The organism is Dyadobacter sp. SRI_021 (assembly GCF_057586235.1).
On the sequence record NZ_JBYCZM010000002.1, the window covers coordinates 885,239 to 911,806 of the forward strand.

Sequence of the window (26,568 nt, forward strand, 5' to 3'; positions counted from 1 at the left end):
GACCGTTAAATTCACCCTTTACGGCCATCAGCACAGGTTTTATGAAGGCCAGTTTTACGACGACGGCGTGAATTACCACCTCACTACCTCCATGGGTGCACGTGGTTACATGATCGTCTCGACCTGGAAAGGCGGTTACAGTGTTGAACGGGTCAATTTCTAAGCCATGAAAAAGTATTTGCTATCACTGCTCCTGTTACTCAGCATCCGCGGCAATGCGCAGGAAGTCGGCCTCAGGCCGCGCCGCGCCTGGTACCTGCCCGACCATCTGAAGTTGCAGTTCGCCGGAAATATCGGGTTCCTTTCCGGCGGCCCCGGTTATGTTTCACGGAACAAAACACTCGAAACCGACCTGCTTTTAGGTTTTTTACCACAGAAATATGGTGGCGACGCGCTGGTAACGACCACACTCAAAACAACTTATTCGCCCTGGCGGATCGGGCTGCGCGACAGTTATTATATCAGGCCGTTTTCGATCGGGACTTACCTGAGTTATACTTTCGGGCCGCAGTTTGACACCAAGTGGCCTTCCTATTATCCTTCGGGCTATTACTGGTGGGCCACCGCTATCCGGCCCGGTGCCTACATCGGCGGAAAAGTCGGGCGAAACGTGGTGCTGAACAACCGGCAGCGGTCTTTCGAGCTATATTACGAACTTGGCACCTATGATCTGCTCATTATCAGTTACGTACAAAACAAAAGCTTCCTGAAACTCCACGATATTGTGAGCCTTTCGCTGGGCGTAAAATTCGGCTTTGATTAAATGCGTTCGGTTTTCGAAGAGATATCACGGATAATTTCATCAAGAGAGTATGCCGAAGTCAAAACGTGATCCAGCAGCTCATTCTTCTCGGTGTCGGAGTGCTGGTAGTTACGGATCAGGTCTATCAGGCCCATCAGCCTTGCGAGCGGCGCACGTATCACGTGCGACTGCATCCAGGCGATCTCCTGTAATTTGTGGTTGCGTTCTTCGATTTCGCCGATATAGCGCAGGCGGTCGGTCACATCGTGGCCGATCGCAATCCAGTGTGTATGCACGCCGCGCGCATCCGCGACAGGCAGTAGCGACAAGTTAATGAAAAACTCCTCGTGATCGCTTACGTAGCGCAAAGTGGCGCCTTTGAGCGCTTCCATGCTGTAAATGGCGTCTTGCAGCCTGTCGAAATCATTCCGGGCCGGACTGAAACCTTTCAGCAATGCCGGGCTCTTACCCACGATTTGCTCCGGCGAATAGCCCGTAATGCGCGTAAATGCGGCATTGACATACAGCACTTTGAGACCCGAAATATCACGTGGATCGGATTCTGCAATAAGCACCGCGTCGTTGGTATTGGTAATCACCGATACCAGCAGCCGCAGTTCCTGCTCTTCCTGGCGGGCTTTGGTCACGTCCCGCAACACGCCGATCATGCGGGTGGCGTTTCCCAGCCCGTCGCGCCGAATGTAACCGATCTCCTCCACATAAGCATATTGACCGTCGGCCTTCATGAAGCGGTAGTCGATAATCCATTTATTCTGCTCCGGGTCAGCCAACTGTTTTTCCAGGCTTGCCAAAACCTGCTCCCGATCGGACGCATGCACCCGCTCGGCCCACCGTGCCAAAGTGTAATGCGATTTTTCCGGCTTGTAGCCGAAAAGCCTGTAAAAGCCATCGCCCCATTCGATATGATCGCGTGCGAGGTCCCAATCGTAAATGGCATCGTTGGTAGCCATATTCACATATTCGTGCCGCTCGTTCACGTCCTGCACGAGCTCAAAGTTCTGCCGGTTCTCGAAAATCACTTTCAGTATCGATGCGACACGCTCGATGACTTTCAGCTCATCTTCACCGGGCACGGAAATTCGGTCGTAATAGATGGCAAAGGTCGCCACTACTTCATCCCCGACGATAACAGGGTGAGACCAGCAGGCACGCAGGTTATGAGGCAACGCAAGGTCCCGGTACGTGTCCCACCGTGGATCGGTAACGATATCGCTGACGATCACTTGCTGTTTCAGAAAAGCCGCCGTGCCGCACGAACCCGCATTCCGTCCTATTGCCCTGCCGTTTATCGCTTCCACATAATCGGGCGGCAGCGAAGGCGCCGCCAATGTGTGCAGCCTCCCGTTTTTAACGGCCAGCAAAGAACATTTCGAATACGGAAACATCGCTTCCACACCTTGTACATATTTGCCGAGCACACTTTCCAGCGGTGTGCCTTTTACCGAATTCATTTCCAGCACGATCTTTTCGAGGCGTTCGAGGTTTTCGAGTCGCTTGGCCTCGGTAATGTCGACCATTAATCCCCTCAATGCAACAGCTCTCCCGCCTTCCAGGATTACCGAAACCACATCCTTGATCCATACCAGGCTGCCATCAGCTTTCACCATACGGTAATCGAAGGTGTGGTTGCGCAGCTGTTGTGTTTCGCGATGGCAATAGCGGACAGCCTGCTCACGATCCTCCGGATGAATGTGGTTTTGCCAGAAAAATGGGTCCGCAAGCCATTCCTCGGGGGAATATCCCAGAATATGCCGGACCTGGTCACTGATAAAACTAAATTCGAAACTATCTGCATCGGCCTCCCACACAATGCCATCGACCGTCTGCACGAGCGACTCGAACTGCCGATGTGACTGCACGAGCTCCTGCTCCACTTTCTTGCGTTCGTCGATGTCGTGAATAACCCCGTAAATCCGGGTACAAACCCCTTCCACAATTTCGGACTTGCCCGTCACCCGGACCCATTTTTCGATACCGGTGCCGGTCACAATAACCAGTTCGAGATCCAGGACCTTGCCGGTTGCTATGGTCTCCTGTACGGCTTGCATAAATGCGTCGCGATGCTCGCCGGAACGGTAAAATTCCATTGCAGTTTGAAAGTCGGGGTGGTAATCGGCCGGCACTCCGTGAATTTCCTTCACCACATCCGACCAGTTGATGACCTCGTTGATGAGATCCGCCTCCCAGCTGCCTATGCGGGCAATGCGGAGTGTTTCGTTTAAAAATTTCTCGGAAGTAAAAGGGCTGTGCGTCTGCCGGATCATGGTTGCTTCCGTCACGTCCATCACCGTACGAAGAATACACACGATTTCATTGGTGTCGTTCCTGACCGGCGTATTGGTGGCCAGCAGGTATTTAACGTCTTGATGTCCCTGGTTGTCCGGCGGCAGAATGTACTTCGTAGCAGGCGACTGATTGGGTAATCCGTCCGCTACCAGCTTTTCAAGCAGATTGTTCCAGGGCGGGACACGGTTGTAGGGATTATTGGGAAATGCTTCATAAAAACCCTTACCAACCAGTTCGTTGCGACCTTTGCGCACCATTTCCAGGTATGCATCGTTCACGTCGGTGATGGTAAATCGGGGTGCATCCGGAAGCACCACCATGCTTGGTGCCGGCAGAAATTTGAATACCTGACTCAGATAATGGTCGATCATATCGTTTGTCGGCCCCGAAAGACCTGATGCACAGTTTCCCTAACGATAGCAGATAAACGTTACTTGCATTGCCACCGGGCCAAATAGCCTATTGTTCGTACAATTTAAAGATATTTTCGGCGAAAAGAGGCAATATAATCGCTATATTGGGATTGAAGCCTTAAATATGTTTATGAAAACGATTTTACCTCTCGCCGCCCTGTCGTTGTTGACGGGCATTGTCACTGTCGAACGCCGATCGCCCCAAAAGGCGCTATCGCCGGATGTCTCCGGTGAAATTGCAGTGTGCGGCCCCTCTTACCAGAACCTTCCGGCGCCCATGCTCAACGGAAAGTATGTAGTGGCGCTACCGGGTTGGGGCGATTTTTCCTACAAGGTATCGACCAGTTCCGACAGCTCCCAGTTCTATTTCGATCAGGGGCTGAATATGTATTATGGTTATCATTTCAAGGAAGCCGTAGCATCGTTCCGGGAAGCCGGCCGCATCGACTCCACCAATGCCATGGCGTTCTGGGGGCAGGCGCTGGCGATGGGCCCTTACTATAATGCAGCACACCTGTATACCAAACCGGCCGAAGTCGCGGAGGCGCTCGCCACAATGAACAGCCTGACCGCCCACGCCACCGAAAAGGAGAAGCTGCTGATCGACGCCATGAATGCCCGTTATTCCGACGATCCCTCCGACGCCAAACGGGCCGAACTGAACCAGGCCTATTCCGATAAGCTCAAAAAACTGGTAGTCGATTTTCCCGACGAAAATGAATTCAAACTACTTTATATCGACTCCCAGATGCTGATGCACGCGTGGGATTTCTGGAAAAAGGACGGCACTGCCAAACCCTGGACGCCGGAATTGGTCGCTCTGTGTGAAAAGGCCCTGAAAGTTAATCCGAAGCATCCGGCTGCCCTGCATTACCACATTCACCTTACCGAAGCCTCCAAACATCCCGAAGTGGCCCTCGCGAGCGCGGAGGCATTGCGTGACCTGCTCCCCGGCGTAGCGCACATGGTGCATATGGCCAGCCACGAATATGAGCGCAACGGCCTCTTTACCGAAGGCGTGGAAGTGAACAACCTCGCCGACGACGCCCTGCAGAACTATGATATGCTGGCTAAAAACCTTTCGCTCACCAAGCATTCCCCGCATTACTTCGCCGTGCAGACTTATTGTGCCCTCAGTGCAGGCATGTACAGCGACGCCATGCGTTATGCGCAGCGCTGCCGCCGGAGCGTTGCGCCAAAACCCGAAACGACTTACGATCAATACTTGTACATGCTGCCTGTCATGACGCAGGTAAGGATGGGTAAATGGGAGCAGATCCTCTCCGATTCGGTGACGCCCGACCCGAAATGGACCTACGCTAGTCTGCTGTCCGACTTTGCCAAAGGCATTGCATTTGCCAATACAGGCCGTCCCGATTCGGCAGCTGCCCGGTTAGCTTCATTGAAACTCAAAATTCAGGACCCGGTTCTCACCAAACGAAGAATCCCATTCAACTCGCCGGTGGAGATAGCCGCCATTGCTGAAAAAATACTGGAAGGGGTAACCGCCATGTCACGGGGCCAGCGCACAAAAGGCATCGCTGCTTTGGAAGAAGCCGTCAAGCTGGAAGACCAACTCATTTACACCGAACCAAAGGACTGGCCAATTCCGTCCCGCCAGTTCCTGGGTGCTTATTTGCTGAAATCGGGTAAACCGGCGCTGGCCGAAAAGATCTACCGCGACGACCTGGTTTTCAACCCATCCAACGGCTGGTCGCTGGTAGGCCTGTCACAAAGCCTGAAAGCACAGCGCAAGACCAGCCAACTGGCAGGCGTCAAGGCAAAATATGAACGTGCATTCTCCAAAGCCGAGCAGATTCCGTCGGGTTCGGTCTTTATCAGGTAACTTACTTTTCTACCTCATCCTGGTTTGTATATGAGTGTGTTCAAAGTCGGCCGGCCGGGCCGAAATACGGTCTTATCCGCCACTTTGGTTGCCGGTACGCTCGACATCCTTGCGGCATTTCTGGTGTATGCAATCATATTGGAGAAAACCAGTCCGGCACGCATACTCATGTCCATCGCCAGCGGGATTTTCGGTAAGGCCGCCTATTCGGGCGGCACCCCGATGATCATTATCGGCCTGCTGCTGCATTTCCTGATTGCCTTTATTTTTTCAGTCTTTTACTACCTCATTTATCCCGGCTTATCTTTCCTGCGTCGCCGTAAGCTCATCAGCGGTATCCTCTATGGCATATTCATCTGGCTGGTGATGAACCTCGGCGTATTGCAGATTGTATTCGAAGGCATGCCCCTACCCGACCCGGGTACCGCATTGCTCGGCATAGCGATCCTGATCGTCGCCGTGGGTATCCCGATTGCGTACATTGTACCGGCCTCGAGACGGTGATTAATTCCATGAAAGAAATATAAATGAATGCTGAAACGTGTTAAAGTATATTTTCTATGTCCATGCTGACATGAAGTACACGGACAATTTCAACAACCTTGTCTGGGGCAACTTTGTAAAATACGTAGTGCCTGGCATGTAGGGCTTTATTATGGCCACGTCGGATATGATCGACGGACTTACCTTTTACGCGCTTGTCGGCAATCCCTTCAAAACAGGAAAACAGACCGCTTACGTATTTTTCGGCCTGTTCTAATGACCATTCCTGAACAGTGTAATCATAAATATCTTCGAGATCATACCTGGCAAGCCTCGTAATACGATATTCTGTCATGCCGTATATTTTTGTCTCATGCGGGCCATAAATTGTACAGGATCAAAGCTTTCATCTATGCCGCTTTCTTCACCATCAATAAGGGCTTTACGTAAGGCCATTAGCTTTTCTTCCTCCTGCTCGAGCAAGCGTAACCCGGCACGTACAACCTCGCTTGTCGATGCATATCGTCCGGCATCAATTTGATTTTGAATAAAGGAATCAAAATGTTCCCCGATTGTAATGGATGTGTTTTTTGCCATCTGAGTTAGTAGTTATTTATTAAAAATACCAAATATTGGTACTTCTGTCAAGAGAATTATAAATCGCAGTCAAAATCGGGCCTTTACCGACGGCACATCCGGGGCATCTCCGCACATATCGGCCAGTGACTAAAGAAGGCCAGATTTCATTCGACTACCGGCTCACGCCTGGCATTTGCACCGATTTCAATGCGAGCGAGTTGATGAAGCGCAGCGGGATACGGATATCGTCCGATATCGGTTCGGTCTGAAAACCATCAGGCTTTTTTCACCGCTTTTTCCAGATATGCTTCCAATGTGGTGTTCCCGTGCGCGCGGACCGTTCCTTTACCGTCGGGCCTCGACTTGCCGCTGATGACGGCCTCCGTCATCTCGATGAAGTTGCGTACGCCATCTGGCGAAAAACCGATCGAATGCAGTGTTTTATCCCAATCCTTCCCCGGTATTTGCTGCGCCTTGACTTCCCTGCCCAATACTTCGCCGAATGCTTTCGCCACATCGGCAGAGCTGTATATCCCCGGCCCGTAGAGCTCGTAAATTGTCCCATCACTGTCCCCGTCGACCAGAACTTCCGCTGCGAAATGGCCCACGTCCGAAGGACATATCATGGGAATTTTGAGATCTACCGGGAAGAAAGTTGGCAGTACGCCGTTTTTCTCCGCCGGCTCGAGATAGTTAAGCCAATTGCTGAAATAGTACGCCGGCCGGATGAATACCCGCGAAACGCCGATGCCGTCGAATGCGTGTTCGAGCATGTAGGACATCACCAGATTGCCGGTTCCCTCGCGATGTTGCGCACCCATCGACGACAGCCCCACGACTTTTTTAATACCATCTGCAACCAATGCCGCGCGGTAGTTGGTCAGAATATCGTTGGTATCACCGAGGACATTCTTTTCCCGGCCCGTTTCGGGAGTTAAGGTAAAAAGCGTCTCGCCGCCGCGCAGGGCTGCTTTCAATGCCGGCAGGTTATGCGCGTCCGCTATCGCGGTGTCCGCCCCGCGCAATTTCAGGGCCTTGGCCTTCTCTTCATTTCTTACGACTCCCTTCACAGGTGCTCCCAGTTCGAGAAGGCGGTCTACAACCGCCGAACCTACCCGGCCCGACGCGCCCAAAATGATGTGTGCCATGATTTAAGGGTTTGTGATGAATAAAAACTCCTGTTTACATCAAAAATCAAACCAGCAGCCGTTGCGGCGACAGTTGCTCATAGACTTCATCCGTAAACTGCATTTGATCCCTTCCCGTCAACGTCTTGTCAAAACAATTTTCCTGCCAAAATTTTGCTTCATTCTTTTGCAACAGAACTTTTGTGGCATGCTCTATGGACCGCCGTGATTTTATGCAAACAGCCGCGCTGGCAACCGGCGGCCTATTACTTTCCTTTTCCGTGCCTTCCAGATCCGCCGCGGCCGAGTTACCTGCGCCCGCTTTTTCGCCGAACGCACTGCTCAGGATCGACACTGACGATACGATCCGGATTATTCTCAATAAAGTGGAAATGGGTCAGGGTATCTGGACGACCCTCGCCATGCTCATTGCCGAAGAACTGGATTGCGACTGGACACGCATCAACGTGGAGCACCGGGTGATCGAAGGACCTCACCTGAACGAAAGTATGTGGGTACTCTCTACCGGCGGCTCCGACACCATCAAATCCGAGTTCGACCGTTATCGCACCACAGGCGCCATTGCGCGTACGATGCTCGTGCAAGCGGCCGCCCGGCGCATGGGCATAGCGCCGGAACAATGCACCACTGCCCAAGGCTACGTGCAGGCGGGAACGACGCGATTCAGTTACGGTTCCCTGGCTGCCGATGCCGCCCGGCTACCGATTCCCGATGTAAAACTCCGCAGCCGCAGCGAATGGAAGCTGATCGGGCATCCACGGGGTAAACCTCCGCAGAAGCTGGATGTGCCGGACAAAGTGAGTGGGAAAGCCCTTTATGGCATTGACATTCAATTCCCCGGACTACTGACCACCTTGCTCGAACGCTGCCCGGTGTTTGGCGGAAAGGTCAGATACTACGATGCGTCGGAGGCAATGCGCATTCCGGGCGTGCGGAAAGTGGTGCAGGTACCGGAGGGCGTCGCGGTCGTGGCCGACCACTCCTGGGCAGCCATGCAAGGGCGAAAAGCGCTGCATATTGAGTGGGATACCCAAGGCAATGGTAATCCCGATACCGAGCAGCTGTTCGCACAATACCGTGAGACAGCTAACCAACCAGGCAGGATAGCACAAGCCAAAGGCGATGTTGCAAGCGCGTGGCAGCGAGCTCAGGCGGTTTACGAGCAGGAGTTTTGTTTTCCATTCCTGGCCCATTCGCCTATGGAACCCCTCAATTGCACGGTAAAACTGTCGGCCGATAAATGTGAGATATGGACGGCTACCCAATCAAACGCGCTGCACCGGCAGGAAGTAGCCCGGTTTCTGGGATTCAGGGACGAGCATGTAACGCTCTACACGCCTGCCATGGGCGGTAGTTTCGGGCGGCGCGGCTCGTTCGGGAACGACTGGGTGATGGAGGCCGTGCACATTGCCCAGGCAAGCGGCGAGGCTGTCAAGCTGATCTGGACAAGGGAGGACGATATCCGCGGTGGCTATTACCGGCCCCTGTATTTGCATAAGGTCAAAGTGGGCATGGATGCAGCCGGAATGCCAGTGGCCTGGAAGCACGATGTGGTCGGGCAGTCGCTCTTTGTAAATACGGTCCTTGAAAAAGATATTGCGCCCAACGGGCTCGATTACAGCACGATCGACGGTGTGATCGGCTCGCCCTACATCGCAGGTTGTCGGGACCACGCTGTCGCGCTGCATACGACTGCCAACAATGTTCCCGTGCTGGCCTGGCGCTCGGTCGGTAATACGCATACCGCATTCGTCATGGAAACCGTGATCGATGAGCTGGCTTTCCGGACAGGCATCGATGCGGTTGAATACCGCAAAAAGCTGCTGGCCAACCATCCAAGACATCTCGCCGCATTGACCACCGCTGCCGAAAAAGCGGGTTGGGTTCATGCTTCGCCCAACGGACTTCCGACTGGACATTTCCGCGGCGTAGCAGTTCACGAAGCCATGGGCAGCGTGGTGGCCCAGATTGTAGAGATATCATACTCCAACCAGAACCTGAAAGTCCATCGTGTGGTGTGCGCGATCGCGTGCGGGCTGGCCGTAAACCCGGACGGCGTGAAAGCGCAGATGGAAGGCGGCATTATCTACGGGCTCACGGCGGCATTGTTTGGCGAAATATCGATTGAATACGGTGCTATCCGCCAAAGCAATTTCGACGATTACCGCATCCTGCGAATGGATGAAGCCCCGGTCATAGAAGTGCATATCGTCGAAGACGACGGCAAAATGGGCGGCGCGGGCGAGCCCGGCGTGGCGCCCATTGCACCGGCACTGGCGAACGCATTCTTCGCAGCCACGGGCAAGCGCGTCAGGAAATTGCCTTTACTTTCCAATATTTGATAAATTAGGGTATGCGAAAGGCCATTTCCAAACTTTACCACATTCCCTTCTGGTTCGCCTATCACTATTTATGGTGGGTGGTCGCGATGGGCAACCCATGGAAGGCTGCGCACAGCATTCTCTTTTCGCCTTATGCGGTCAAGTTTGCGTTTTATGTGGTGCTGCAAGCGGTGGCCGTGTATTTCAATTTATATTACCTCATTCCCGAATACCTTGAAAAAGGGCGGCTCAAATCCTACATCGGTTACCTGGGCATCACCCTGTTGGCTACGGCACTGGCGATTGTTTCGGGCTATTATGTGAGCGCCTGGCTCGCACATCAATCGGTGGAAACACTCTTCGGACGGGGCGCCAATTGCTTCTTCTATTTCTTCGGCGAGGCAATGCCCTCCACCTTGGCGAGTACCACGCTGGCGATGAGCATTAAACTCACCAAAAACTGGATCCGTACCGAGCAGCGGCAACAGCTGCTGGAAAAGGAGAAACTTCAAACCGAATTGCAATTTTTGAAATACCAGTTCAACCCGCATTTCCTGTTCAACAGCATCAATTCGATTTTTTTCCTCATTCATAAAAACCCCGACGCCGCGTCCTCGTCGCTGGCGAAATTCTCGGAATTGCTGCGGCACCACTTATATGAATGCAACGACGAACTCGTACCGCTCGACAGGGAAATAGCTTACCTCCATAACTTCATCGCGCTTGAAAAACTACGCCAGAACGCCGGTGTGACCGTCATCACCGATATTCCGGACGAACTTCCTCCCGGCGCAAGCATTGCCCCGTTCATTTTAATGACTTTTGTTGAAAATGCTTTCAAACATGTCTCAAAAGAGAACGATCAGAATAACCGGATCGAAATCCGCCTGCAACTGGAAACAACCATGCTTGAATTTGAGATTTCCAACAGTTCCTCTCCCCTGCCGACAAGGCAGGCCGTGCATTATGGCGGTATAGGGCTCAAAAATGTACAGCGCCGCCTCGACCTGATGTACCCGGGCCGTCACGACCTTGCTATCCGGCATCATGACAGCCTATTTCAGGTAAACCTGCGCATAGAACTGACTGCACCACATGCGTTGATAGCCGCTCAGCTCTCATTTCAATAGTCTATATTCTTACTGATCACCGGTCATGCTCACCCAAGAATGGCATTTAGGTTTGTAAGTATAGATAAGAATCCTTCGGAAAGGGCGGGGTCCTTTTTGCTTGCAAAAGGTATAATTTTTGAAGTATAGCAGAGGCGCGAAGGAAGACCTTCGCACCTCTGCGTCAATTCGCCATTAGATCAACAGAACCAGCAAAGACTATGAAAAGAACGTTGCAAGCAGCCAATATTATCGCGTTGATCGCCACTGTGGTGATCAACTACCTCTCCAATACCGGTATCTTCAACAACAGCACGATGGCCAGCGTCTCGGCCCGGTACCAGAACTTCTTCACACCATCCGGCTACGCATTCTCCATTTGGGGCGTGATTTACTTGTTGCTGGCCGCATTTGTCGTGTACCAGGCACGCGGCATTTCCGGCAGGCGCGAAACGCCGGTAGTGGTTGAGCAGATTGGCTGGCTTTTTGTGATTTCCTGTATTGCCAACTCGGCCTGGGTACTGGCCTGGCTTTACGATTTCACCGGCCTCTCCGTACTCATCATGACCGCGTTGCTGATTTCGCTATGGCTGATCATCCTCCGCACACGCATGGAAATGGATGTTATACCTATTAAGAAAATTGTGCTGACCTGGTGGCCCTTCGCCATTTACCTCGGGTGGATATCGGTAGCACTCATTGCCAATGCAGCGGCCTACTTTACCAAAATCGGCTGGAATGGCTTTGGCCTGTCACCCATAACGTGGACCGTGATCATGATCTGCATCGCGGGTATCGTATACCTGGGCCTCACATGGGTACGGAACCTGCGCGAATCGGCGATGGTCGGCGTGTGGGCGTTGATAGCCGTTGCGGTAGCCAACTGGGGCTCCACCCCGGCGGTCGTCAATGCAGCGCTCATTGTTTCAACGATTATACTGATCAGCAGCGGAATCCACGCCTACCGCAATCGCGGGAAGCACTTTTTGGAAGAAGCGGAAACGTCGCAGAGATAACCCCTGGCGTGAAGCTGTTGCTTCGCGCCTACTATGTGCAGGCCTCCGGCCGGTCTTATTTGAAATCCCGTTTCGCAATATCTATCGGCCGAGGCCTGCGAATAAGGTGTGCAAAGCTCCGGCTTTGCACAAGCTCCTCCATTGTAACCAATAATATAATAATTAAAAGAATAATTTATCCAAAACATTCCCGCTACCTCGCCGCAGAATCACATGCAATAGCCATTCGACGATTTTAATCCCTTTTTAACCTCCTTTTAACATAGAGTTAAGGATGAAGTGCGGTTTTTGTATGCGTATAAGAGGCACACACCTACGAAAAGAACAATTTAGAAACCCTGCGCCATACAAACAGCGCCCAAACGCATGCTCATTTTCAAATACTTAAAATAAAGATACCCGTTAAGGCCACTCCCTTGCGGCTTCAAATTATACAAAAGACTCAATAGCGACCCGTTAAGATGATCAAAGAATTGCTGAAATATCTCCTGCCCCTGTGCATTCTCCTGGTGGACGGGTACAGCAATATGTATGCGGGTTCGCAGGAACATCAGCCTTGCCTCTCTCCCATTCAGATTCTCGGCCAATCGGAACACCCGAATTTTGTACAGGCTTTCGACGATAACGACCCCGCTTTTCGCCTCCCGGACAACGCCAGAAAGTTCGCAGAGTTTGTGCGGACCATTTCCGAAGAAAAAGAAGAGGATTCCAGCGAATCGTTCTCCCTTAAAAAAACACCACGCGCCAGCGGCATTCTTGCAGCCGCATTTGCTTCGCGGCCGCTTTTTCCCTTTTACAGCATCGCCACGGCCCGGCCTATACAACGGCTTGGCTCGTTTTATTCCTCTCGCAGATATCTGAGGCTTCGCGTCCTCAGGATTTGATCCCGCTCAACAGCAGGTTATCTATGGCCTGCCGATCCGGTCGTCGTGGCGCCCATCTCCCCCCGGTAGCTCACGGCTGCTTAACATTGTGCCCTCAGGCACGCCCATACGAACAGTAACTATCAAAAATTCAAAATTAGCTAACTCCAAAAATCATCATGAAAAGAATTCTCATGCTCGTGAGCTTGGGTGCATTGTTGTATCAGACAGGCTGTACATCCAAACACGAAGAAGAAAAAGAAGAAGCGGTTAACTACTTAGTCACAAGCCCCTTACAAAAAGACACCACCATCACAAAAGAGTACGTGAGCCAGATCCGGGCGATCAGCCATATCGAGCTGCGGGCATTGGAGAGAGGTTACTTGCAGAAAATATACGTGGATGAAGGTCAGATGGTGAAAAAAGGCCAGCTGATGTTCCAGATCATGCCGATGGTGTATCAGGCTGAACAGCAAAAAGCACAAGCCGAAGCAAACTTCGCAGAGATCGAATACAAAAACACCAAAGCATTGGCCGACAGCAATGTCGTTTCTAAAAACGAGCTCGCGCTGGCCAAAGCGAAACTGGACAAAGCCAAAGCGGAACTGGGCCTTGCGTCGACACACCTCGGATTTACCGAGATCCGCGCGCCGTTCAATGGTATCATGGACCACTTCCAGGTGCGGCTGGGAAGCCTCGTGGACGAGGGTGACCTGCTTACCACCCTCTCCGACAACAGCGAAATGTGGGTTTACTTCAACGTACCGGAAGCCGAATACCTCGATTACAAATCGGGAGAAGACAGCGGTAACCTCCTGAAAGTAAAGCTCAAAATGGCTAACGAAAAGATTTTCGACCATACCGGAGCTGTAAAGACCATCGAGGCCGATTTTAACAACGAAACGGGTAACATCGCATTCCGGGCTACGTTCCCGAACCCCAAAGGTTTGCTTCGCCATGGTGAAACAGGTAATGTGCAGATCAGCGTACCGCTGAAAAACGCCCTGCTGATCCCGCAAAAAGCCACTTTCGAGGTCTTGGACAAGAAATACTGCTATGTGATCGACAAGGATGGCAAAGTCCAGTCACGTGAGATCACGATCGCAGCCGAGCTGCCTCACATTTTCGCAGTTTCGCATGGTCTTCAAAAGGACGACAAAATATTGCTGGAAGGCTTGCGTCAGGTACGCGAAAACCAAAAGATCAGCTACAAATTCCAGAAGCCCGATTCGGTTATCAATCACCTAAGCCTGTACGCGGAATAGTCCGCTCCAAAAGCAAAAGATATGTTTAATCAATTCATACGACGACCTGTATTCGCGATTGTGATATCGGTCATGATAGTCTTTATCGGTATACTGGCTATCAAAAAACTGCCTATCTCGCAGTTCCCTGACATTGCTCCTACCACTGTTAACATCTTTATCGCCTACCCCGGATCGAGTGCCGATGTATTGGTGAAATCCACGCTCATTACGCTTGAACAGGCGATTAACGGTGTTCAGGACATGCGCTACATTGCCACCGATGCCACCAGTGCCGGTGAAGCGACGCTGAGGATCATCTTCGAGCCCGGTACCGACCCGAACGACGCCGTTATCCGGGTAAAAACCAGGGTTGACCAGGTAATGCCCCTCCTTCCTGAACTCGTTCAGCGCGAAGGGGTAATTATCACGCCCATTCAGCCGAGTATGTTGATGTACGTCAACTTGTACTCCAAGTCCAAAACCATTGACGAGAAATTCCTCTTCAACTACGCCACCGTGAAAATGATCCCTGAAATCCAGCGGACCAAAGGAGTAGCGCGGGCGCAGATCCTCGGTAGCCGCCGTTACGCGATGCGCGTATGGCTTAACCCCGACCGCATGCGTGCGTACAACATTTCGGTGGAAGAAGTAATGAAATCGCTGGCCGAGCAGAGTATCATCGGTCGTCCGGGACGTATCGGACAAAGCTCGGGGATAGCCGCGCAGTCTTTGGAATACGTATTGACCTACAAAGGTCGGTACAGTGAGCCGAAAGAATACGAGGACATTATTATCCGCGCCAACAAGGAAGGTGAAAGCATCCATTTGAAGGACATTGCCAAAGTGGAACTGGGAAGTGAGTTCTTCGATATTTACTCGAACCTGGACGGCAGGCCGTCGGCAGCGATCGTTTTGCGCCAGAACTATGGCAGTAACGCGAGCGATGTAATCGAAGAGGTAAAGAAAAAGCTCGATGTGATGAAAGAGTCCTTCCCTCCCGGCATCGACTATAAAATCAGCTATGACGTTTCGCAATTCCTCGATGCGTCTATCGAGCAGGTAATCGACACCCTGCGCGATGCGTTTATCCTCGTGGCATTGGTAGTGTTCCTCTTCCTGGGCGACTGGCGTTCGACCCTCATCCCGATCCTCGCGGTGCCGGTATCATTGGTCGGGGCATTCTTCGTGATACAGGGCTTCGGGCTATCCATTAACCTTATTACCCTCTTTGCATTGGTACTTGCGATCGGTATTGTCGTCGATGACGCGATTGTCGTCGTCGAGGCGGTCCATGCCAAGTTCGAGGAGGAGCCGGGCATATCGCCCTACAATGCCGTCAAAAAGGTACTTTCCGAGATCAGCGGCGCGATTATCGCGATCACGGCGGTGATGGTGTCGGTATTCGTTCCGATCTCTTTCATGTCGGGTCCTGTGGGTACATTCTACCGCCAGTTCTCTATTACCATGGCCAGCTCCATCGTCATCTCGGCATTGATCGCCTTGACGCTCACACCGGTACTCTGTGCAATGCTTTTGAAGAGCCATCACGGCCATCCGAGAAAGAAATCCATTATGGACAAAGGGATCGACGCTTTCAACCGTGGTTTCGAAAAATTGACCGGCCGCTACGTGGCATTGCTGAACAGGATCGTTGCCCGCCGTCTGGTGACATTCCTCGTCCTGGGCCTGTTCTGTTTCGGTATCTACTGGGCCAACTCGATCGTCCCCGCAGGTTTTATCCCTAACGAAGACCAGAGTACCATTTACGCGATCATCCAGACGCCTCCGGGATCTACCCTGGAAAAAACGAATGAGGTATCGCGTCGTCTGCAAAAAATCTGCGAGGAAGTGGAAGGTATCGAATCGGTATCGTCGCTGGCAGGTTACGAAATCATGACCGAGGGCCGCGGTTCCAATGCGGGTACATGTTTGATCAACCTTAAACCATGGCACGAGCGCAAGCAGAATGTAAAGGAGATCATGGAAGAGCTCGAACATGTTTCCAAAGGCCTCGGTGCGACTGTCGAATTCTTTGAACCACCGGCCATCCCGGGTTTCGGTACATCAGGCGGCTTCTCGATGCGCCTTTTGGATAAAAATACGGATACCGATTACCAGGAGTTTGACAAGATCAACAAACAGTTCCTGGACGATCTCGGCAAGCGCAAAGAGCTGACCGGTTTGTTTACCTTCTTCGCGGCTAACTATCCGCAGTACGAACTGGAAATCGACAACAAGCTGGCCATGCAGAAAGGCGTATCGATCGGAAAAGCGATGGATAACCTCAACATCATGATCGGTAGTACTTACGAACAGGGTTTCATTAAATTCAACCAGTTCTTTAAAGTGTATGTGCAATCCGATCCGCAATTCAGAAGGCTTCCTTCCGATCTTTTGAAACTGTTTGTGAAAAACGAAGCGGGCGAAATGGTGCCTTACTCTTCGTTTATGAAGCTGAAAAAAGGCCAGGGGCCTAACGAGATCACCCGTTTCAACCTCTATAACTCGGCGGCGATCCAGGGGCTTCCTGCGAAAGGTTACACCACGGCGGAAGCCATCGCGGCGATCCGTGAAGTGGCTGCCAAAACGCTTCCGAAAGGTTACGATATCGCATTCGAAGGTCTTTCCTACGACGAATCGATCCGCGGCAACGAATCAGTGGTGGTATTCGCGATCGTATTGGCATTCGTATACCTGGTACTCGCGGCTCAGTACGAAAGCTTCATCATTCCGCTCGCGGTGGTATTGTCGCTGCCGGTCGGGGTGTTCGGATCTTTCCTCATGCTGAAACTGATGGGCCTCGAAAACAACATCTATGCGCAGATCGGTTTGATCATGCTTGTGGGTCTGTTAGGTAAGAACGCCGTGTTGATCGTGGAATTCGCCGTGCAAAAGCGCGCCGAAGGGGCCACGATCCTGGCCGCGGCGATCGAAGGAGCGAGAGTGCGTTTCCGTCCGATCCTGATGACGTCGTTCGCATTCGTGGCCGGTCTGATCCCGTTGATCATGGCTACCGGCGCCGGTGCGATCGGTAACCGTACCATCGGCTCCTCCGCAATGGGTGGTATGTTGTTCGGTACGGTCTTCGGAGTTATCATCATCCCGGGCTTGTATTACATATTCGCCAAACTGGCTGATGGCAGAAAACTGATCCGCGACGAAGAAGACAGCTCACTGTCCGAAGGATTCGTTCACGCCATTGACGCTTTCCCAACATCAGAAGATAAAGACGAACATGCGAAATAAGAGAATATTGAATTGGGCCGGCATCGCATTCATCGGGCTGTCCTACCAGGCCTGTAACATCCCGACACTGCCCCAGAAAACGGAAAACCGGTCGGTACCTGTGAGCTTCAACGGCTCACAGGATTCCACCAACACCGGTAAGGTGAGCTGGAAAACGTTTTTCACAGATCCCAACCTGAATGCGCTGATCGACACGGCATTCAAGAATAACCAGGAACTGAACATTACTTTGCAGGAAATCGCGATCTCGCAAAACGAGATCCAGGCCCGGAAAGGGGAATACCTGCCATTCGTAGGCCTGCGCGGCGGCGCCGGTGTGGAGAAAGCGGCGCGCTACACCAACATCGGTGCCAGCGAAGCTACCACCGACATCAAACCAGGCAAAGAAACGCCGGATCCGCTTCCTGATGTAAACATTCAGGCAGTGGCACGCTGGGAAGTCGATATCTGGCACAAGCTGCGCAATGCGAAAAAAGCAGCGGCAACTCGGTACCTGTCGTCGATCGAAGGCAAGAACTTCATGATGACCAACCTGGCGGCCGAAATCGCAAACTCCTATTACGAGCTGCTCGCACTTGACACGCAGCTGGCTATCATCCGCCAGAACATCGACATCCAGAACAATGCGTTGAAGATCGTGCGCATGGAGAAGGAAGCAACCCGTGTAACCGAGCTGGCCGTGCGCCGGTTCGAAGCGCAGGTGCTCAAAACGCAAAACCTGCAATACGGTATCCAGCAGCAGATCGTCGAAACCGAAAACCGGATCAACTTCCTCGTCGGACGTTATCCGCAGCCGGTACAACGTAGCAGCCAGGGCTTCGAAAACCTCGTTCCAAATGTGGTACAATCGGGTATCCCTTCGCAGCTGCTTTCGAACCGTCCGGATATTAAGCAAGCTGAGCTTGACCTTGCAGCGGCAAAAATTGATGTAACTGTGGCGAGGGCCAACTTCTATCCTTCACTGGGATTGTCGGCCAGCCTTGGTTTCCAGGCATTCAGCCCGATTTACCTCGCCCGCGTACCCGAGTCGATCATGGGCTCGCTGATCGGCGACCTGGCTGGCCCGGTGATCAACCGCTATGCGATCCGCGCGGGTTATGCCAATGCGAATGCGCGACAGATCCAGGCCATTTACAACTATGAGCGTACCGTTTTGAATGCGTACATCGAAGTGGTGAACCAGCTTTCGAATATCAACAACCTGGAAAAGAGCTACGACCTGAAAACGAAAGAAGTGGAAGCATTGAACCAGTCGACCACTATTTCGAACCGGTTGTTCGCTTCGGCCCGTGCGGATTATATGGAAGTATTGCTCACCCAGCGCGACGCACTGGAATCGAAATTTGAACTGATCGAAACCAAAATGAAGCAGATGAATGCCATGGTGAATATCTACCGGGCACTCGGAGGCGGCTGGAATTGACAGATTAACTTAGGATGTGGTTTTGTATAAAGATTCTCCCGGCTTTCGGGGGAATCTTTATTTTTTTACAGGTAATTCCACCACAAAATCAGCTTATTACGGGGATTTGAGTAAAGTAACCGCCTGTACCTACCTAATCCTTTCTTCTATGAGCCTGAAAAATAACCTGACCTGTGCCCTGCTGATGATCACCTGCCTGCAACTGCGGGCGAAAGACTACCGCACCTCGCTTTTCGGCATCCATTCCGACGGCATTACCCTCAATACCCGGTCCATTCAATACGCCATTGATTTCATTTCCCAGAACGGCGGCGGACGACTGGTATTCAATGTAGGCCGCTACCTTACCGGTTCCATTCATCTGAAATCCAACGTCACGCTGCACCTCGAAGAAGGCGCCGTGCTCCTCGGCTCGCTGAACCCCTGGGATTATGATAAAAAAGTGTGGACGGCCATCGTGTTCGCCCACGACCAGCAGAATATCGGCATCACCGGCCAGGGCGTGATCGACGGCCGCGGCCGCTACATTGCCCGGAATATTGTGGACATGATTCACAAGGGTTTGATCAAAGACCTCTTCCGCCAGGACCGCCCGGAAGCCGAGACCCGTCCCGTGCTCGCCTACATCCGCAACTGCGAGAATGTGAATATCAAAGGCGTAACAATGTAGAACTCGTCGAGTTGGGTGCAGATTTACGACCAATGCAAAAACGTAGCCATCGACAGCATTACCGTCGACAGCAAGGCCTACTGGAACAACGACGGCATCGATATCGTCGATTGCGACGGCGTAACTATTACCAATTCTTTCATTGATTCGGACGACGATGGCATTTGCCTCAAATCGCACGACGCTTCCAAAGTCTGTAAAAATGTATTGGTCAGAAATTGCACCATTCGTTCGAGCGCGAATGGCATCAAGTTCGGTACTGCGTCGTATGGCGGGTTCAGTAATGTTAAAATTTACAATGTCAAAATCTTTGACACCTACCGCTCGGCCGTCACGCTGCAAGCCGTGGACGGTGGTTTTGTAGAGAATGTAATTGTAGACAGTTTAAAAGCCTACAATACCGGCAATGCGATCTTTTTAAGGATTGGAGAAAGGATGAAAGGGAGGAAGGGAAGGATGGAAAATGTAAGTATTTCCAATATGTACGTGGAAGTGCCAGCCACCAAACCGGATGCGGGTTATGAATATGAAGGGCCGATCGAAGATATGCCGCGTAACATTTCGCCTTCGGGGATTGTAGGGATGCCAGATGCGCTCATTACCAATGTGACTTTGAAAAATATCGAGATCAGAATGCCAGGAGGCGGTAACCCAATGTTTGCAAAAGTAGGCCTCGACGAGCTGGATAAGGTCCCCGAGAAGCCTACATTCTATCCCGAGTTCTCGATGTTCGACGAGCTTCCTGCGTGGGGGCTGTACATGCGCCACGCGAAGGATGTCAAGATCAGCAACCTCACACTATCCTGCGAAAAGAAAGACTACCGAACCGCTATCGTCACCGACGATGTACACGGCGCGACATTCGAAGGCATTAAAGTGACCACACCGGGTGTCAGCAAAAATCATATTCACACCTATAAATCGACAGGGATTGTCACTAAAAAATGAGGCTTGTTTCAAAGGATATGGTGTTAAAAACATTATCCGCCATGGTGATCCTCTTAGCGGGTGCAGCAGGCTATGCGATGCACACAATGCGCTGGCTACCCTGGCAGAAACCAGTGTTCGAAACCGCTATTCCGGCAAACTGTGCAGCCACTACCGGCAAAGCCATACTGATTTTTTCCAAAACAAACGGCTACCGGCACGGGTCCATCGAAGCGGGTGTAAAGGCTATTAAAGAGGCAGGTCAAAAGCGGGGTTGGGAGGTAGTAGCGACGGAAAATGGAGCCTTTTTTAACGAAATATGCCTTAAATCCTACCGCGCCGTCGTGTTCCTCTCTCCCACCGGCGATTTTCTTACCGAGGGGCAGCAACGCGCATTTGAACAATACATCGAAAACGGCGGCGGGTACGCAGGTATCCATGCTGCCGCCGACTGCGAATACGATTGGAACTGGTACGGAACGATGCTCGGTACACGTTTCCGCAGCCACACGTTTTTACCCTACCCTATTCCCAAGGCCGAAATCGTCACCGAACCCGGCTCACATCCCGCCATCGACGGCCTTCCTGCACGTTGGTCGAAGAAGGATGAATGGTACAACTTCCACGGAAGCATCCGCGGGAAAGCTGGTTTTCAGGTGCTGTTAACCGTGGATAACAGCACCTATCCCGCTTTATGGCCCAAACCCATGCGTGGGGATCATCCCATTGCCTGGTCGCGGCCGATCGGCAGAGGCAGAGTGTTTTACACAGCCATCGGGCACAATGCGTCCACATACGGCGATCCCACGGCGATGAAACACATCATGGGTGGGATCGCCTGGGCCGCTGGGCTGTATTAACATTCTGTTAAGTCTCTTCAAGCGACTCCCCGGCGTTTTGCCCCGTGCGTATTTTCGTTTTGAAACTACTCACAAATCAAAATGCAAAAGAAACCTTTACTAGCGCTGCTGATTGCGGCGGCTCTCATGAATGGTTGTACCGACCATGCCCCTCAAAACCCGGTACAAGAAGATCCTTTGGCTTTCAGGGAAGTAGCAGGTGTGGACCTGGGTAATGTGGCGGCGGCTGAGATTTCGGCCTATGACCCAGCTACCAAAAGACTTTTTACGGTTAACAACGAAAAGGCGGCCATCGTGGATGTCCTCGACCTTTCGGCATTTCCGGCGATTGCCAAACTGCAACCAATCGACGTCTCGGCGTTGGGCGGCGTGGCGAACAGCGTCGCCATCTCGAACGGAAAACTGGCGATTGCCCTCGAAGCGACGAACAAGCAAGCAAACGGCAGCGTGATTGTGCTCAATACCAGTACATTGCAAACGATTAAACAGATCACCGTCGGCGCATTGCCTGACATGGTGACGTTCAGCCCGGACGGCCGCTTTATCGTAACCGCTAACGAAGGCGAGCCCAATGCCGATTACAGTGTCGATCCCGAAGGCTCGGTTTCTATTATTGAGATTTCAAACGGTTACAGCGTCAAGACCCTCACTTTTGAAGGATTTGAGAACGATTACAGCGCATTGGCGGCAAAAGGTTTCCGCAAGTTCGGGCCTAAGGCTACGCTCGCCCAGGATATCGAACCCGAATACGTAGCCATTTCCGACAACTCCCAAAAGGCATTCGTGACCTTGCAGGAAAACAATGGCGTGGCCGAAATCGACCTGATCAGCGGCAAAATCCTGGCTCTGCACGCGCTGGGGACCAAGGATATCAGCTACATTCTCAACGCACTCGACCCAAGCGACAACGACCAGAAAGTGGAGCTGAGAAACTGGCCGATCAAATCGTTCTACCTGCCCGACGCGATCTCCTATTTCACCGTGAACGGCACCCCTTATGTGATCACCGCCGACGAAGGCGACGCCCGCGAGTACAGCACGTTTGATGAGCAAAAACGCATCAGCTCGCTCAAACTGAACCCTGTATACTTCCCGAATGCCGACGAACTGAAAAAGGTATCAAACCTCGGCCGCCTGCGCGTGACCAGCACACGGGGCGACTTTGAAAACGACGGTACTTACGAGGAGCTTTACAGCTTCGGCGGGCGCGGTTTCAGTATTTTCCACGCCGCGGACATGAAGCGCGTGTACGAATCGGGCAACTCGCTCGAACAGGAGGTCATCAAAGCCGGCATTTACGACGATACCCGCTCTGACGACAAAGGCGTAGAACCCGAAGGGGTTACCGTAGGATGGATGAACGGCAAGCCGATGGCATTCATCGCCATGGAGCGCGTGGATGCCGTAGGCGTTTACGACCTGAGCAACCCGGGCGCGCCGCAATTCCTGCAAATCATCAAAACAGGCGATGCGCCGGAAGGTGTGCTGTTCATTCCTTCGGACAAAAGCCCGAACGGGAAAAGCCTGCTCGTAACAAGTAATGAGGAAGATGGTACGGTGAAGTTTTTCCAGCCGTAATAATTGTCACGGAGCGCAGTCGAAGCGCGATGCAGTAAAATACCGCGCTTCGACTGCTCAGTGTAACAACAAAAAGCATTAATCCAAAAGAACCTCCGCATCCCGCTCATTTGGCGAAGTGCCGTCTGCCGAGATCTCCGAACGCTCCCCTATTACCAATGCAGCGCCGGTTACAGCCGTTGCGGTGACAATGATATCAAACAAAACACTAACTGTCACCGCGATGGGCTCTGAAACACCCAGCATCACCGAGCCGCGCAAATACACGAGCTCCCGTACGCCTATTCCGCCGATGCTCAGCGGAAACACTGTGGCGATGGAGGAAAGCAGAAAAAGCAATGCGTAGTCGGCCCAATGGCTGGTTTCGCCCATAGAGTAGAGCAAAAAACCGGTACAAATGATCTGAAAAGCCTGGGTGCCGAACGACAGCAGCAATATGCGGCCCAGCACCGGGATAATGCCCGGCAGCCACTTTTTGGCACTCCACCACAGTACGCCTGCGCCCGGCAAGGCCAGCGCGGGTATGGCGGCAATAAACGGATTGTCGTAAAACCGTACGATACCGATGATACATGCCAGGAACCCGAGCATGACAAAACCGATAATACGGTCCCAGAGCAAGATGCGTGTGAGCAGCATTGTGCCTTGTGCCGGAAAATGCTGTTTCAAACGGAGCAGCTTGTAGGCATCGCCTCCCAGCCCCCCGGGCAGGAACATCCCGTAAAACATGCTGATCCAATGCAAATGCATCCCGCCGTAATGCGACAGCCCTACTTCGTGCGCTTGAAGGATTGTAGTCAGCCGCACCGCCGCTGTGATGCGGGAGGCCAGGTAGGGCACAAACGCCAATGCCAGCAGCAGCTTGTCGGCCTTGTCAATGGCCCCCGATACACTTTTCAGGTCGATGCGGCTAAAAACCCACCAGAGGAGCGCCACCGTGATCGTGAATTTCAGGAGCCATTTAAGGTATTTCATCATGCGTCAGTCTCTTTTCAAATGCACGAGACCGATATTCTTGCATGCTTCCAGGCGGGTCCGGGGATTGATAAAGCCGGGTTTCAGTTTCGTTGTATCAAAATCGAGGTAATGATACGCCTCGCGCGCCCCGAACCCGCCCGCCCGCTGCAATGCGAATATCTCGTCAATTGGCCCCACCACCCAGAAATCCTTCCGGGATACCAACGCCGCCGAATTGGCCTCGGTGTAAAAATACCCGGAATAGTAATTCAGCGTGGGGCTTTCCCAATTCATGACGTAAATATTGTTTTCTTCCAGGCCGAGGTCCCTGATTTTGCCGGCAATGTGCTGCCCGGCCTGGTACCTTTGTAATTCATAATAGAAGCTGCCGTTCATCAGCACATTCACCAGCACCGAAGCGCTCAATGAAATGCCTATCAACCGGTGCGGCCAACCTTTGGTCATGCGCCATTCGTAGAGTACCAGATACAATGCCGGCACCACCAGCAATAGAATGGCGTATGCCTTCACCGGGAACAGGTAGAGGTTGATTAAAAGCCCCAGCAGGATCATAACCACCGCCACGAACTTTTGCATGCCATTGAGCACGTTGCTTTCGGTGCTTTCGGGTTTAACTTTTTCCAGCTCACCTGCGATAAGGATGGCAAAAAACGGGAAGAGGATATTGAGATAATGCGGTAAGCGGAAATTGGACGCTGAGAGAATGCAGAACATCACGACAATCGTAGTCCAGCTGAGTATTTCCCCATTTTTCTCAGGAGAAAATCTTCTTTTAATTAACTCATATCCTCTTTTAAATACTGCCCAATAACCCAGCATGCACCAGGGCAAAAGTGCCCATAACAACGAATGGAAGAACAGGAACGGATCGTTGCCGCCGGAGCTCCCCCAGTTTACGCCATTGAGCCGCTCGGTATTCTGATGAAACAGAATAAATGCGACCCCGGAAGTACGGCTAATCCCGCGAATGACTTTGCCGGGATGGAGATCATATTGCAAATAGTAGGAATATAATACCGGACTGATGAATACAAAGAAAAGCGGTATCGCCCAGATCCATTTCAGCGAAAACAGGAACCGCCAGTTGCGGGTATAAAGCAGTTGCGAGCCGACGGCGATCACCGGGACCGCCGCTCCCGACATGCCCTTCGTCGAAAACGACAATGCCAGCACGGCAGTGCCGGCGATCAGCAGGGCCGGCTTCAGCGTGAGTGTATATTCGTAAAGGAGCCAGGTAGCGGTGATGATGAACGAAAGCAGCAATGCATCCATTCTCACATCGTTATGAGCGAGAATGTACGCTTGCGTGGACACCAGGATCAGCACGGCGTGCATTCCGGCTTGCCGGCCATAGAGCCTCGCAGCCAGCCGGAATGTAGCGTAAATGCCCGGGATCGCCAGCAGCAGGCTAGGCAATTTGTACGACAATGTGCCGATGCCCAGCAGCCTATCGCCCAGCGCGGAGAGCCAGAAGAGCATATGCGGCTTGTCCAGATAATCGCGGCCGCGGTCGATGAGGCTCACGTAGTCACCCGTGAGGTGCATATGCATACCTATCAGTGCATGATGCGCACTGTCGTTATCGAAAAGCGGCAGCAACAGGCCCAGGATGTAAATCGAGAGGATCAGGCCGGCGTACAGGTACCGGATGTAAAGCGGATGTTTTTGCATAAAAAATTTCAGGATCAGACGGGTTCGCTCGTTCTGCGCCCCTGCTTCGGTGTGTGTCCGTTCCGGAGAGCCGGTTCAACCGGGCCCTCGATAATTTCGCGGACGGTATAAGGTGTTTTGCCGGAACCCTCATAGTAGCTGCGCATGAGCATTTCGGCGATCAGGCCCATCAGTACGATCACGATGCCGGACATTGCCAGCGCTAAACCCGCCAGGGTGCCGGTGGTGCCTGAAAACAGGTGAATCAATTGCCAGAGCAGCAGCAGTACACCGGCAGCCAGGAAGCTTCCGCCCAATGCGCCGAAAAGATGCATGGGCTTTCTCATCCAGCGCTGCATGTAAACCATCAGCAGCAAATCGCCCAGCACTTTCGTGGTACGTCCGAGGCCATATTTGGATTTCCCGAAGCGGCGTTTGTGGTGGCGTACGGGCACTTCGGTCATGCGGGCGCCGGTGATATTGCCCATCACGGGAATAAACCGGTGCAGCTCACCGTATAGCCCGAGGCGTTCGGCAGCCTCTCTGCGGAAGACTTTCAGCGTGCAGCCGTAGTCACGCAGGTGCACGCCCGTGAGGTTTCGGATCATGGCATTGGCCATCCAGCTGGGTAGTTTGCGGAGGAGCCAGCCATCGAGCCGGTTGGCGCGGTATCCCGCCACGATGTCCCAATGCCCGCTTCGGGCGTGTTCGAGCATCGCGGGAATATCGGCCGGATCGTTCTGAAGGTCGCCATCGAGGGTAACGATGTATTCCCCCGAAGCATGGGCAATGCCGGCGGCCATAGCGCTGGTCTGCCCGAAATTACGGGTCATCACAATGACCTTCAAACGCTCGTCGCCGGCCTGTTTCAACCTTTTTACGGTGTCGTCGGTGGAGCCATCGTCAACCGTTATGATCTCGTAATTGAAGCTTTTCAGGGTATCGCGCACCGCTTGGAGCAAATGAGGTACGTTATCCTGCTCATTAAAAAGTGGAATAACAACGGAAATCTGGCAACCGTGTTTTTTCCGTATTTCAGGAAACAAATCATACGATGCATGCAGCTCGAAAAATTCTTCCATTCTAATCGAAATGGTGTGATGGTTGTTGATCTGAAGGCAGCACAGTGCCTCGTTATCGCAACAACGAAGCCGTGATTAAT

The 26,568-nt window shown here is 52.4% G+C and carries 22 protein-coding genes; 15 read left to right on the forward strand and 7 right to left on the reverse strand.

Features of this window, described 5'->3' with window-relative positions; genetic code table 11:
- Positions 1-166 precede the first annotated feature (166 nt).
- A complete protein-coding gene (locus AC2YIT_RS08995) occupies positions 167-763 on the forward strand; it encodes a hypothetical protein (RefSeq protein ID WP_487278959.1) in 597 nt (198 codons plus the stop codon).
- Here AC2YIT_RS08995 and AC2YIT_RS09000 read toward each other — a convergent pair.
- The gene (locus AC2YIT_RS09000; protein ID WP_487278960.1) at positions 760-3,420 is read right to left on the reverse strand and encodes a PAS domain-containing protein; all 2,661 of its coding nucleotides are present in this window, start codon (positions 3,418-3,420) and stop codon (positions 760-762) included. The two genes, AC2YIT_RS08995 and AC2YIT_RS09000, sit on opposite strands and share 4 nt — an antisense overlap.
- A gap of 172 nt (positions 3,421-3,592) precedes the next feature.
- Between AC2YIT_RS09000 and AC2YIT_RS09005 the strand changes: the two genes are divergently transcribed.
- Positions 3,593-5,308, forward strand: coding sequence for a tetratricopeptide repeat protein (locus AC2YIT_RS09005; RefSeq protein ID WP_487278961.1), 1,716 nt, complete (start codon positions 3,593-3,595; stop codon positions 5,306-5,308).
- 30 nt (positions 5,309-5,338) lie between these two features.
- Complete coding sequence (locus AC2YIT_RS09010) at positions 5,339-5,812, forward strand: DUF1440 domain-containing protein (protein ID WP_487278962.1); 474 nt, start codon at positions 5,339-5,341, stop codon at positions 5,810-5,812.
- 40 nt (positions 5,813-5,852) lie between these two features.
- Here the strand turns inward: AC2YIT_RS09010 and AC2YIT_RS09015 are convergent, their stop codons facing one another.
- Together AC2YIT_RS09015 and AC2YIT_RS09020 are read right to left on the reverse strand one after the other, a co-directional pair.
- A complete protein-coding gene (locus tag AC2YIT_RS09015) occupies positions 5,853-6,146 on the reverse strand; it encodes a type II toxin-antitoxin system RelE/ParE family toxin (protein ID WP_487278963.1) in 294 nt (97 codons plus the stop codon).
- Positions 6,143-6,388 (reverse strand): type II toxin-antitoxin system ParD family antitoxin, encoded by a 246-nt coding sequence (locus AC2YIT_RS09020; RefSeq protein WP_487278964.1) that lies wholly within the window; start codon positions 6,386-6,388, stop codon positions 6,143-6,145. Before AC2YIT_RS09020 ends, AC2YIT_RS09015 begins: the two co-directional genes overlap by 4 nt.
- A gap of 125 nt (positions 6,389-6,513) precedes the next feature.
- Here AC2YIT_RS09020 and AC2YIT_RS09025 point away from each other — a divergent pair, with 125 nt between their 5' ends.
- Positions 6,514-6,639, forward strand: coding sequence for a hypothetical protein (locus AC2YIT_RS09025; protein ID WP_487278965.1), 126 nt, complete (start codon positions 6,514-6,516; stop codon positions 6,637-6,639).
- A 6-nt stretch (positions 6,640-6,645) separates the two neighbouring features.
- On the opposite strand, the gene AC2YIT_RS09030 is transcribed toward AC2YIT_RS09025, so the two are convergent.
- Positions 6,646-7,518, reverse strand: coding sequence for an NmrA family NAD(P)-binding protein (locus tag AC2YIT_RS09030; protein ID WP_487278966.1), 873 nt, complete (start codon positions 7,516-7,518; stop codon positions 6,646-6,648).
- Positions 7,519-7,730: 212 nt separating this feature from the next.
- Between AC2YIT_RS09030 and AC2YIT_RS09035 the strand changes: the two genes are divergently transcribed.
- The 11 genes from AC2YIT_RS09035 to AC2YIT_RS09085 all read left to right on the forward strand — a co-directional run bounded on the left by AC2YIT_RS09035 (position 7,731) and on the right by AC2YIT_RS09085 (position 22,778).
- Positions 7,731-9,860: a xanthine dehydrogenase family protein molybdopterin-binding subunit gene (locus AC2YIT_RS09035; protein ID WP_487278967.1), complete on the forward strand. Its 2,130-nt coding sequence runs from the start codon at positions 7,731-7,733 to the stop codon at positions 9,858-9,860.
- An 11-nt stretch (positions 9,861-9,871) separates the two neighbouring features.
- Positions 9,872-10,969, forward strand: a complete 1,098-nt coding sequence (locus AC2YIT_RS09040) for a sensor histidine kinase (protein ID WP_487278968.1) — start codon at positions 9,872-9,874, stop codon at positions 10,967-10,969.
- 200 nt (positions 10,970-11,169) lie between these two features.
- Complete coding sequence (locus AC2YIT_RS09045) at positions 11,170-11,964, forward strand: tryptophan-rich sensory protein (RefSeq protein ID WP_487278969.1); 795 nt, start codon at positions 11,170-11,172, stop codon at positions 11,962-11,964.
- Positions 11,965-12,425: 461 nt separating this feature from the next.
- Positions 12,426-12,848, forward strand: a complete 423-nt coding sequence (locus AC2YIT_RS09050) for a hypothetical protein (protein WP_487278970.1) — start codon at positions 12,426-12,428, stop codon at positions 12,846-12,848.
- Between the two features lie 158 nt (positions 12,849-13,006).
- Positions 13,007-14,092: an efflux RND transporter periplasmic adaptor subunit gene (locus AC2YIT_RS09055; RefSeq protein ID WP_487278971.1), complete on the forward strand. Its 1,086-nt coding sequence runs from the start codon at positions 13,007-13,009 to the stop codon at positions 14,090-14,092.
- Between the two features lie 21 nt (positions 14,093-14,113).
- Positions 14,114-17,320, forward strand: a complete 3,207-nt coding sequence (locus AC2YIT_RS09060; RefSeq protein ID WP_430848578.1) for an efflux RND transporter permease subunit — start codon at positions 14,114-14,116, stop codon at positions 17,318-17,320.
- On the forward strand, positions 17,310-18,743 hold the full coding sequence (locus tag AC2YIT_RS09065) for a TolC family protein (RefSeq protein WP_430848580.1): 1,434 nt from the start codon (positions 17,310-17,312) through the stop codon (positions 18,741-18,743). Before AC2YIT_RS09060 ends, AC2YIT_RS09065 begins: the two co-directional genes overlap by 11 nt.
- A 148-nt stretch (positions 18,744-18,891) precedes the next feature.
- Entirely contained in the window at positions 18,892-19,413 is a 522-nt protein-coding gene (locus tag AC2YIT_RS09070; RefSeq protein WP_487278972.1) for a glycoside hydrolase family protein, read from the forward strand.
- Positions 19,414-19,428: 15 nt separating this feature from the next.
- Complete coding sequence (locus AC2YIT_RS09075) at positions 19,429-20,361, forward strand: glycosyl hydrolase family 28 protein (protein WP_487278973.1); 933 nt, start codon at positions 19,429-19,431, stop codon at positions 20,359-20,361.
- A 41-nt stretch (positions 20,362-20,402) separates the two neighbouring features.
- Positions 20,403-21,200 (forward strand): ThuA domain-containing protein, encoded by a 798-nt coding sequence (locus AC2YIT_RS09080; RefSeq protein ID WP_487278974.1) that lies wholly within the window; start codon positions 20,403-20,405, stop codon positions 21,198-21,200.
- A gap of 81 nt (positions 21,201-21,281) precedes the next feature.
- Positions 21,282-22,778 carry a choice-of-anchor I family protein gene (locus AC2YIT_RS09085; RefSeq protein ID WP_487278975.1) on the forward strand — a complete coding sequence of 499 codons (1,497 nt, stop codon included), beginning with the start codon at positions 21,282-21,284 and terminating at the stop codon, positions 22,776-22,778.
- A 78-nt stretch (positions 22,779-22,856) separates the two neighbouring features.
- On the opposite strand, the gene AC2YIT_RS09090 is transcribed toward AC2YIT_RS09085, so the two are convergent.
- The 3 genes from AC2YIT_RS09090 to AC2YIT_RS09100 are packed head-to-tail and all read right to left on the reverse strand — an operon-like array spanning position 22,857 to position 26,488.
- Positions 22,857-23,756 (reverse strand): lysylphosphatidylglycerol synthase transmembrane domain-containing protein, encoded by a 900-nt coding sequence (locus tag AC2YIT_RS09090; RefSeq protein ID WP_487278976.1) that lies wholly within the window; start codon positions 23,754-23,756, stop codon positions 22,857-22,859.
- 3 nt (positions 23,757-23,759) lie between these two features.
- Positions 23,760-25,427 carry an ArnT family glycosyltransferase gene (locus AC2YIT_RS09095; protein ID WP_487278977.1) on the reverse strand — a complete coding sequence of 556 codons (1,668 nt, stop codon included), beginning with the start codon at positions 25,425-25,427 and terminating at the stop codon, positions 23,760-23,762.
- A gap of 14 nt (positions 25,428-25,441) precedes the next feature.
- Positions 25,442-26,488 carry a glycosyltransferase family 2 protein gene (locus AC2YIT_RS09100; RefSeq protein ID WP_487278978.1) on the reverse strand — a complete coding sequence of 349 codons (1,047 nt, stop codon included), beginning with the start codon at positions 26,486-26,488 and terminating at the stop codon, positions 25,442-25,444.
- Positions 26,489-26,568: the final 80 nt, after the last annotated feature.

Coding starts and splice junctions, on each gene's coding strand:
- AC2YIT_RS08995 (WP_487278959.1), top strand. CDS start 167: ATGAAAAAGTATTTGCTATCACTGCTCCTGTTACTCAGCATCCGCGGC.
- AC2YIT_RS09065 (WP_430848580.1), top strand. CDS start 17,310: ATGCGAAATAAGAGAATATTGAATTGGGCCGGCATCGCATTCATCGGG.
- AC2YIT_RS09090 (WP_487278976.1), bottom strand. CDS start 23,756: ATGATGAAATACCTTAAATGGCTCCTGAAATTCACGATCACGGTGGCG.
- AC2YIT_RS09060 (WP_430848578.1), top strand. CDS start 14,114: ATGTTTAATCAATTCATACGACGACCTGTATTCGCGATTGTGATATCG.
- AC2YIT_RS09030 (WP_487278966.1), bottom strand. CDS start 7,518: ATGGCACACATCATTTTGGGCGCGTCGGGCCGGGTAGGTTCGGCGGTT.
- AC2YIT_RS09070 (WP_487278972.1), top strand. CDS start 18,892: ATGAGCCTGAAAAATAACCTGACCTGTGCCCTGCTGATGATCACCTGC.
- AC2YIT_RS09050 (WP_487278970.1), top strand. CDS start 12,426: ATGATCAAAGAATTGCTGAAATATCTCCTGCCCCTGTGCATTCTCCTG.
- AC2YIT_RS09095 (WP_487278977.1), bottom strand. CDS start 25,427: ATGCAAAAACATCCGCTTTACATCCGGTACCTGTACGCCGGCCTGATC.
- AC2YIT_RS09020 (WP_487278964.1), bottom strand. CDS start 6,388: ATGGCAAAAAACACATCCATTACAATCGGGGAACATTTTGATTCCTTT.
- AC2YIT_RS09035 (WP_487278967.1), top strand. CDS start 7,731: ATGCAAACAGCCGCGCTGGCAACCGGCGGCCTATTACTTTCCTTTTCC.
- AC2YIT_RS09015 (WP_487278963.1), bottom strand. CDS start 6,146: ATGACAGAATATCGTATTACGAGGCTTGCCAGGTATGATCTCGAAGAT.
- AC2YIT_RS09005 (WP_487278961.1), top strand. CDS start 3,593: ATGAAAACGATTTTACCTCTCGCCGCCCTGTCGTTGTTGACGGGCATT.
- AC2YIT_RS09100 (WP_487278978.1), bottom strand. CDS start 26,488: ATGGAAGAATTTTTCGAGCTGCATGCATCGTATGATTTGTTTCCTGAA.
- AC2YIT_RS09055 (WP_487278971.1), top strand. CDS start 13,007: ATGAAAAGAATTCTCATGCTCGTGAGCTTGGGTGCATTGTTGTATCAG.
- AC2YIT_RS09000 (WP_487278960.1), bottom strand. CDS start 3,420: ATGATCGACCATTATCTGAGTCAGGTATTCAAATTTCTGCCGGCACCA.
- AC2YIT_RS09010 (WP_487278962.1), top strand. CDS start 5,339: ATGAGTGTGTTCAAAGTCGGCCGGCCGGGCCGAAATACGGTCTTATCC.
- AC2YIT_RS09080 (WP_487278974.1), top strand. CDS start 20,403: ATGGTGATCCTCTTAGCGGGTGCAGCAGGCTATGCGATGCACACAATG.
- AC2YIT_RS09040 (WP_487278968.1), top strand. CDS start 9,872: ATGCGAAAGGCCATTTCCAAACTTTACCACATTCCCTTCTGGTTCGCC.
- AC2YIT_RS09085 (WP_487278975.1), top strand. CDS start 21,282: ATGCAAAAGAAACCTTTACTAGCGCTGCTGATTGCGGCGGCTCTCATG.
- AC2YIT_RS09045 (WP_487278969.1), top strand. CDS start 11,170: ATGAAAAGAACGTTGCAAGCAGCCAATATTATCGCGTTGATCGCCACT.